The sequence below is a fragment of the Gemmatimonadota bacterium genome (genome assembly GCA_026705765.1).
GTDB lineage: Bacteria > Latescibacterota > UBA2968 > UBA2968 > UBA2968 > VXRD01.
On the sequence record JAPPAB010000028.1, the window covers coordinates 56,031 to 64,171 of the forward strand.

Here is an 8,141-nt window from a genome sequence, read left to right on the forward strand (position 1 = left end):
CATACTTATGGGGCTTACAGCAGAGGAAGTTCGACAGTTCAAAGAGCTTGGTTATGTGGTTAAAGAATCCATTTATTCTTCGGACGATTTGCAACTTTTGAAGGATGGGTTGACAGGCGCGGTTCAGGAGAAGTGCGATGAGTTGATTGCCGCTGGCGAGCTGGATCGCGATTTTGCCGAGGAGCCATTTGAGACGCGGCTGACCAGGCTTAACCGATACAACCCGGAGGCCGCTCACAAGGTGTTGATGTCGATCTGGTCGGGTAGGTTTCACGGGCCGGGGATTTTGAAGGCGTTGCGGCATCGTCCATTGATTGCGTGTATTGAGGATATTATCGGTCCCGATATTGTCGGTACGTCGATTTATCGCATACGCCCCAAGGTGCCGGGCTATTCGCGCGGGGAAGTGCCCTGGCATCAGGATGCGGGTTATTCGATGGAACATTGTTACGATTATTTGATGGTGACGTGCTGGGTACCGCTGGTGGATGCGACGCTGGATAATGGGTGTTTGTGGGTGATTCCAAAGGTGCAGGATAAGGGGATTATCCGACATTATACGGGTGGTCACGCGGGTTTTTTGGAAATTGCACCTGAAAATGTTCCGAAGGGCGCAATACCCGTGGAGATGTCGGCGGGGTCGGTTTTGTTTTTGACGAATTTGACGCCCCATGCTTCGTTTGAAAATAAGACGGATATTGTGCGGTGGAGTATGGATTTGCGATATCAGGATTTTGGCGTGCCGAGCAATATTGGCGAGGTGCCCGAAGATTATATGCCAGAACGCGAGCCAGTGACGATGGCGTGCCATCCGGGCGAGGCGTATTTCGTGATTCAGGATACGCAAAATCCCGAGCGAGAGATGCGAGATCCCGAGGCTTTTGCCACGTTGCGGAGAGAGTGGGATAGAAAGAAGGTTCACGCCCCAGGGCGCGGTTGGACGCCGCTGGATGAACGCCGCTAAACATGGAGAATTGCATGGGTGAAGTAACTTATCGGGTTGAGAAATTGCACGGTAAGCCAATTGTCGATGGAAGTGATGTGCGGCGGCTCAGGATTGGGGCAGATCCCAATCGCTCGAGGCTGCGCGGCGATGCGATGTTTCCCACGGTGGTTCGGGTTCCCGACTGGGTGTCTGCGGAAGATCGGGCACATCCGGATGCGAATTATTATCTCTATTTTGCGTCGCATCACGGGACGAGTATTCATCTGGCGTGGTCAGATCGGGTGGATTCGGCGGATTGGACGATTTTTAATGCCGGGAGATTGGATGATCCGCGTTTTCCCGGGCGCGGAGTTTTTGATTTGCGGCTGGACAATGAGACTGAGACGATTGATGTGGTGGATGGTATTGTGTTGAAGGGGCATGTGTCGTCTCCCGAGGTGATTGTGGATGAGGATAGTCGGCAGTTTATCATGGTGGTTCACGGGAGCAGCAATGATGGCCAGCGTTCATTTGTGGCGACGTCGAAGTCCGGATTGAATTTTAACCGTCCCGAAGTGGGTGGCGAAGAAGGCTGCGGATTGAAACGGTTGAAATTTGCGGATCGAAATTATCTGCGCGTGTTTACCTACCATGGCGATTGGTACGGTTTTGCACAGCGCGGATTTTTTTTAGAGCCAGCTGTTCCCGAATGTCCGTGGGATGCGCCAGTGGGTTGGAATACGAGCGATCCTCTGTGGGTGTCTGCTGAATCGTCGCCTATTGAGGATGATCTCGTCGCCGATGGGTTGGCGGGCGATCATCTTCCCAATGGGGGTTTGGGATTGCGCCACGGATGTGTGCGGGTGATGGGGGATGGCGAGACGCTGGAGGTGTTTTACAGCCGAAAATGGGAGGAGCCGGAATATATTATGCGTTCGACTGTGGATTTGAGCGCGGGTGATTGGCAGGCGTGGCAGACGAGTTATCCCCCCGAAGAGATGATTCGCGCCGAGGAGGATTGGGAGGGCGATGTGGTGCACGATTCTTATGCGTTCAAAGAAGATGGTCAGTTGTATTTGTTTTATACCTGTTGGGAAGAGGATGCGATTGCCGTGGCGAAGCTGTACTGTGAATAATAGGGAAATTGTATGGCACGATTTGAAGCGACATAGGAGTCGTTACAGCAGTACAATTGCCCTCAGTGGTTTCGGTTGGGATCTGGGCACACTGGGGGCATTCGCGTTGATAAATAAGGAGAAAAAATATGGTACCCTCACCTACTGCATGGGATGATTACCGTTTTGATCTTCAAGGATATCTCGTTCTGAAGGATGTTGTTTCTCCAGAGTTAATTGCGGAGATTAATGAGACGGTCGATCACTGGGTTCGTTTACACGAGGCTGGACACAAATGGATCGGCCATGTTCGCGGTAGCGATCCCGAACCCGTAAAGGGCCCCGATATTAAGTTTGCGAATATTATTGAGGGTGGACCAGCTTTTGAGGCTTTGATCGATAATCCCAACTGGATTGAGTATGTGAAGCGCTATGTCGATAATGATGGGTTGTATATCTGGGCTAACCATCTGTCTGTCAGTCGGAAAGGCAGCTATGTACCTGTTCATTCCGGTGGGCACAACCAAGAGTTATCGCACCAGTTTTCGATATCATAACGGTGACTACTCCCAACGATAGAGCAGTTGGGCTTCTTGGCGGTTAGGTCGCCTGACGTTGTAGCCCCAACGTCAATATGTTTATCGCAGCATTGTGGTCTCTGTCCGTCTTATAGCCACACGCCTTGCAATGATGCACACGATCTGAGAGTGTCTTTTTCTCTCTATGTCCACATGCCGAGCAATCTTGTGAGGTGTAGTCAGGCTTGACGGCCTTGAATCCAATACCAGCCTCTTCCGCTTTGTATTTGAGACAGTGCCGAAACAGGGACCACGCTACGTCTGCTATTGATTTAGACAATCGCTTGTTCTTTTGCATCTCTTTTACGTCTAATTTCTCGACGGCTATGAAACCGTGACGATTGACCATTTTTCTTGATTCTTGATGAACAAAGTTATGTCGCTTATTACGGATACGCTCATGCACTTTGGCAATGACTTTACGACGTTTTTCTCTTACGGCGCCGGTCTTGGGTCTTTTTTTTACCGCGTCCCATTTGCGCTGTGCTTTGGCAAGCGTTTTTTGCTCTCTTCTAAAGAATCGCTGGTTGGCTATCTTCTGTCCGTCACTGGTTACAGCAAAGGAATTGAGACCCACGTCAATGCCAACGGCAGAGTTAGTGTCTGCTTTCTTACTTGTGTCGCCTATATCACAAGAAATAGTAGCGAACCACTTACCCGTCGCTGTTCTCATGACTGTGCAAGATTTAGGAATGCCGTCAAGTGGCCTGTGCTGGACAATCCGAATACAGCCTATTTTGCCCATTCGCAAGCCCTTATCGTCCAGTCTGCATCCATTGGCAAACTGAGGATAGGTGATAGAATCATAGCGATTCTGTCCCTTGTATCTGGGAAAGCCTGCTTTCTCGCCCGTCTTTGCTTTTTCTTTAAGACGACGAAAGAATGCTTTGAATGCCCAATCTACTCTTGTGGACACCTGTTGCAATACCTGACTATAGACTTGCTTGAATGCAAGACGCTGCTGCTTCATCATTGGTATTGTTTTAGTCTGGTCATAACGAGACAGAGACTTATTTTCATTTTTCCATGCTTGTATTCTCGCACAGAGAAATTGGTTGTATAGCAAGCGACATTCTTCAATATGTGCCAGCAAGAATTTCTCTTGCTTTTTCGTTGGGCGCAATCTGTATTTAAAGGATTTAAGCATAATAAAAATATATACTTATGAGCGTATTTTGTCAAGCTATTTTTCGTAGAATTAACGGACGAACCACAATGATGAAGTGCTGGTGCATCAGAAGGGGCAGGGCAGGAAGAATTATGTTCTCGAGCCTGGTGATATGGCACCCTATCTCAAGGAGGTGCATCTCAAGGCGGGAGATGCCGTTGTGTTTACAGATGCACTTATTCACGGTGCCAGTGTGAGGACCAACGAGGGAGAACGCCGCGCATTGATTTATCGCTATTCGTCTTTTTGGACCCGAGATCGTTTTGGGTATGAGTACTCTGATGAGTTGGTGGCGAGATTGACGCCCGCTCGTCGAAAGATTATTCGCCCGATTGAACCATCAAAGCCGCCGGTTGTGCAATATGAGTGAAAAGAAAATAAAAAATACTCGGATTCGGATCGCTGTATATGAGGGCGAAGGTGCTGGTCCAAGTTGCGCGGAACTTCTCGAAGTGCTCGGCAAGGCAAAGGGAAAGCCGGATTTCGAGATTTTCAGGATGGACGCTCTGGCAATTCGTGGGGGTAAGCTCTCGGAGGTGGATGTTCTCATCCAACCCGGTGGTAGCGGAGGAAAGCAGGGGCGTGCCCTGAAATCAAAGGGAAGAGAAGCAGTGCGGGAATTTGTAAAAGAGGGAGGCGGTTTTATCGGGATCTGTGCCGGAGCCTATCTTGCGACCAATGACTACCCGTGGTCTCTCGACTTGATAGATGCAAAGGTGATAGACCGAGAACACTGGGCGCGGGGCACTGGCATTGTGACGATTGAATTGTCTTCGGCTGCCCAGGATTTTTTTGGGATTGAGGAGAAAACTCTTCAGATTTTTTATGGTCAGGGACCTCTGCTGGGACGCCGTAAATCGGATGATCCACTCGTTCCGGATTACGAAAGTCTTGCTCTATATCGCACTGAGATCGCAAAAAAAGGTGCGCCTGAAGGCGTTATGCCAGGCACTTCAGCCATTGTTCGCACGCAGTTTGAAAAAGGCCGTGTGTTTTGTTTCAGTGCGCATCCCGAAAAGACAGACGCACTGGGTTATATGGTGGAAAAGGCGGTAAGATGGGCGGCTGGGTGAAGGAATAAGGAGATCCGTATGACATTACCCAATATCGTCTTTATTCTCATATCGGACATGGGATGGCGCGATGTTGGCTTTCTGGGTTGTAAGACGCATGAAACGCCGAATATTGATCGCCTTGCTCACGGTGGCATGATTTTTCCGCAGACGTATTCTTGTGGGCCTAATTGCGCACCTTCCCGTGCCAGTATTATGTCGGGTATGTACACACCGCGTCATGAGATCTATACACCTGGTGGTGCATCTAAAGGCGATGTTCGTCTGATGAAATTGATAACGCCTGCTCGCGATGCCGATTTAGAACGCTTTCCTTCTAATTATCCAATAGCCCTCAAACCCGATGTCACTTGCATACCGCAAGTGCTCAAATCTGCAGGATATGCTTGTGGTTCTATCGGCAAATGGCAACTTGGCAATGATCCTGAAGCGGGACCCATTTCTAAAGGCTTTGATCACAACGTTGGTGGTCACCAGCGCATGGGACGCCATTTTAGCCCTTATAAAAATCCTGCTATGCGCGATGGTCCCGAAGGTGAGTATCTCACAGATCGGTTGACCGACGAAGCGGTTCAATTTATTCAAGACAATCGGGATGGCCCTTTTTTTCTATATCTCGCCCACTGGGCGCTGCACGCCCCCATTTTAGCCAAAGCTGATAAAATTGCCGCCTACGAGAAAGCCGGACATTCCAACCCGCCTTATGGTGCTATGGTTGAAAGCGTTGATGAAAGCGTGGGGCGCGTGATGCAAACGCTCGATGATCTCTGCCTTGCAGACAACACGCTTGTCATCTTTTCAGCCGATCATGGCGGCATAGCCAAATACACCAATATGGATCCGTTACGCGGTGGCAAAGGCGCGCTTTACGAAGGCGGTATCCGCGTATCTACCTGCATGCGTTGGCCCAGTGTCATTCCTGCGGGCACAACATGCGATGTGCCGATCTACGGTATCGACTTTATGCCTACCCTTGCTGAAGTTACCTCTGGTACACTTCCTGAGCATCAACCTGTTGATGGTGAAAGTTTGGTTCCTCTTTTCTCTGGTGCAACATCCCTTAAACGCGATACCCTGTACTGGCACTTCCCTCTGTATCTCGGAGGATCTGATTGCCAAAATATCACGCCCTTGCGGGGTGGTCGCGCTGGTCAGGGTACGGGTTGGCGTACTGTGCCTTCGGGAGCCATCCGCAAGGGTGACTGGAAACTGATTGAGCGATTTGATACCGAGAGTGTGGAACTTTACAATATTGCTCGTGATATTGGTGAAAAAAATGACCTTGCTACACGTCATACCGAAAAAGCCACTGAACTTTTGAAAGATCTCAAAAATTGGCAACGCGATACAAAAGCCATTATCCCCAACGAACCCAATCCGTATTATGATATGGAGTACGAACGTACTGTTGCTCAACAATAGATGGGTATGACAAACAGGGAGAACGAAATGAGTAAACCAAATCTGCTGATTATTCACACCGATGAACACAATTTTCGCACATTGGGTTGTTATCGCGATTTGATGCCGGAGGATCAGGCTTTTGTCTGGGGACCGGGGGTCAAAGTGGATACGCCTCATATTGATTCGCTCGCCCGGGACGGCGCTATTTGCGACAGTTATTATTCGTCGTCGCCTGTTTGCTCGCCTTCGCGTGCTTCTTTTGTGTCCGGCCTTTATCCGATTGCTACCGACGTGTATAAAAACGATATCCCCCTGAAAGAGGGGTTGATCACTTTTGCCGAGGTGCTCAAAAACCAGGGGTATGTCACCTCATATCTCGGCAAGTGGCATCTGGGTGGAGAAGCTAAGCCCGGCTTTGCGCCAGAGCACAAATTTGGTTTTGAGGACAATCGGTATATGTGGAACCGCGGTCACTGGAAGAAACTCGGTCTGAAAGAGGACGGCACACCCTATGTTGCGGCGAGGAACAACAGGGGTGGGCCTGCCAGCAGAGTAGATGGTGCCGATGAAAAGTCGTTTACAACTGATTGGTTGACTGACCGCACTCTGGAAATTATTGAACGCGATCAGAATCACCCCTTTTGCATTATGGTCTCTATCCCGGATCCGCACGGGCCAAACACGGTTCGCGCGCCCTACGACACGATGTACAAAGATATGGTTTTTCAAAATCCACGCACGATGGATTTTCCCGTGGAGAAAATGCCGAAATGGCACCGGGTTGGAGACAGGAATACGGCCCGTGAACTGAATCAGAGGCAGATGCAGAGGTATTTTGGGATGGTCAAATGCATCGACGATAATGTGGGGCGTATTCTAACAGATCTGGAAGCCGGGGGACTGGATCAGAATACGATTGTGATTTTTACTGCCGATCACGGCGACCTGATGGGCGAACATAGGCGCCACAACAAGGGGATGCCCTACGAGGGCAGTGCAAAGATTCCGTTTGTGATTCGCTGGCCCGAGAAGATTGCGCCGGGGAAAGTTGTGAATACCGCCTATACGACGGCTGATTTCGGTCCGACGATTCTGGGCCTTATGGGGATTGAGGAGGAGATTCCAGATGCCCATGGGTTAAATGATGCGGCGGCGTTTCTCGGTGATGAAAAGGTGGTAGATGACGATCGCATTGTCTATATGACTACTTCAACATCGCAGACCATTATGGCTGTTAACCGACGTTATAAATTGGTTCTCTCACAGGTCGATGATCCCTGGTTGTACGATCTGCATAAGGATCCGGATGAGTTGGTCAATGTATATTCCGATCCCGAATACAAAGAGGTTGCTGAGAGATTTAAAGCTGAGTTGATTGCCCAGATGGAGCGCTACAATGAGCCTGCGCTACGCAAAGGTCGGCTCATTTATTAAATGGATGATCTGGCCAGGGAAGATCTGAAAAAGACCTGATTAAAGCTATATTGAAAGGTGAAACTGTTGTGAAAGAATATGAATCATCAAACCTGCACCCTTCCCGTCCCAATGTGATTTTGATCATTACCGACGACCAGGGGTATGGCGATCTGGGCTGTCACGGCAATCCTGTTGCCCGAACACCGAATCTGGACAGCTTGCACGGAGAAAGTATTCGGCTGACGGATTTTCACGTTGCGCCCATGTGTACGCCTACTCGCGGCCAATTGCTGAGCGGACTTGATGCGGCACGCAATGGCGCAGTAAACGTGAGCAGCGGACGCTCGCTTTTGCGACCAGATTTGCCGACTATGGCCGATATTTTCCGGGCGAACGGTTATCGAACGGGTGTGTTTGGCAAATGGCATCTGGGCGATAACTATCCGTACCGTCCTCAGGACC

At 49.8% G+C, this 8,141-nt stretch carries 9 protein-coding genes; 8 read left to right on the top strand and 1 reads right to left on the bottom strand.

The features are described 5' to 3' along the window. Window positions 1–7 precede the first annotated feature (7 nt). The 3 genes from OXH16_03645 to OXH16_03655 all read left to right on the top strand — a co-directional run bounded on the left by OXH16_03645 (window position 8) and on the right by OXH16_03655 (window position 2,597). A complete protein-coding gene (locus OXH16_03645; GenBank protein ID MCY3680464.1) occupies window positions 8–964 on the top strand; it encodes a phytanoyl-CoA dioxygenase family protein in 957 nt (318 codons plus the stop codon). A 14-nt stretch (window positions 965–978) separates the two neighbouring features. Beyond that, a complete protein-coding gene (locus tag OXH16_03650; GenBank protein ID MCY3680465.1) occupies window positions 979–2,061 on the top strand; it encodes a hypothetical protein in 1,083 nt (360 codons plus the stop codon). 128 nt (window positions 2,062–2,189) lie between these two features. Further along, the gene (locus OXH16_03655; protein MCY3680466.1) at window positions 2,190–2,597 is read left to right on the top strand and encodes a hypothetical protein; all 408 of its coding nucleotides are present in this window, start codon (window positions 2,190–2,192) and stop codon (window positions 2,595–2,597) included. A gap of 43 nt (window positions 2,598–2,640) precedes the next feature. On the opposite strand, the gene OXH16_03660 is transcribed toward OXH16_03655, so the two are convergent. After that, the gene (locus OXH16_03660; protein ID MCY3680467.1) at window positions 2,641–3,765 is read right to left on the bottom strand and encodes a transposase; all 1,125 of its coding nucleotides are present in this window, start codon (window positions 3,763–3,765) and stop codon (window positions 2,641–2,643) included. 133 nt (window positions 3,766–3,898) lie between these two features. On the opposite strand from OXH16_03660, the gene OXH16_03665 reads away from it, so the two are divergent. The 5 genes from OXH16_03665 to OXH16_03685 all read left to right on the top strand — a co-directional run. Continuing rightward, on the top strand, window positions 3,899–4,156 hold the full coding sequence (locus OXH16_03665; GenBank protein MCY3680468.1) for a hypothetical protein: 258 nt from the start codon (window positions 3,899–3,901) through the stop codon (window positions 4,154–4,156). After that, window positions 4,149–4,859: a BPL-N domain-containing protein gene (locus OXH16_03670; GenBank protein ID MCY3680469.1), complete on the top strand. Its 711-nt coding sequence runs from the start codon at window positions 4,149–4,151 to the stop codon at window positions 4,857–4,859. Before OXH16_03665 ends, OXH16_03670 begins: the two co-directional genes overlap by 8 nt. An 18-nt stretch (window positions 4,860–4,877) precedes the next feature. After that, window positions 4,878–6,281 carry a sulfatase gene (locus tag OXH16_03675; GenBank protein ID MCY3680470.1) on the top strand — a complete coding sequence of 468 codons (1,404 nt, stop codon included), beginning with the start codon at window positions 4,878–4,880 and terminating at the stop codon, window positions 6,279–6,281. A 27-nt stretch (window positions 6,282–6,308) separates the two neighbouring features. Next, complete coding sequence (locus tag OXH16_03680; protein MCY3680471.1) at window positions 6,309–7,697, top strand: sulfatase-like hydrolase/transferase; 1,389 nt, start codon at window positions 6,309–6,311, stop codon at window positions 7,695–7,697. Between the two features lie 68 nt (window positions 7,698–7,765). Next, a partial coding sequence (locus tag OXH16_03685; protein MCY3680472.1) for a sulfatase-like hydrolase/transferase occupies window positions 7,766–8,141 on the top strand: 376 nt, incomplete at its 3' end.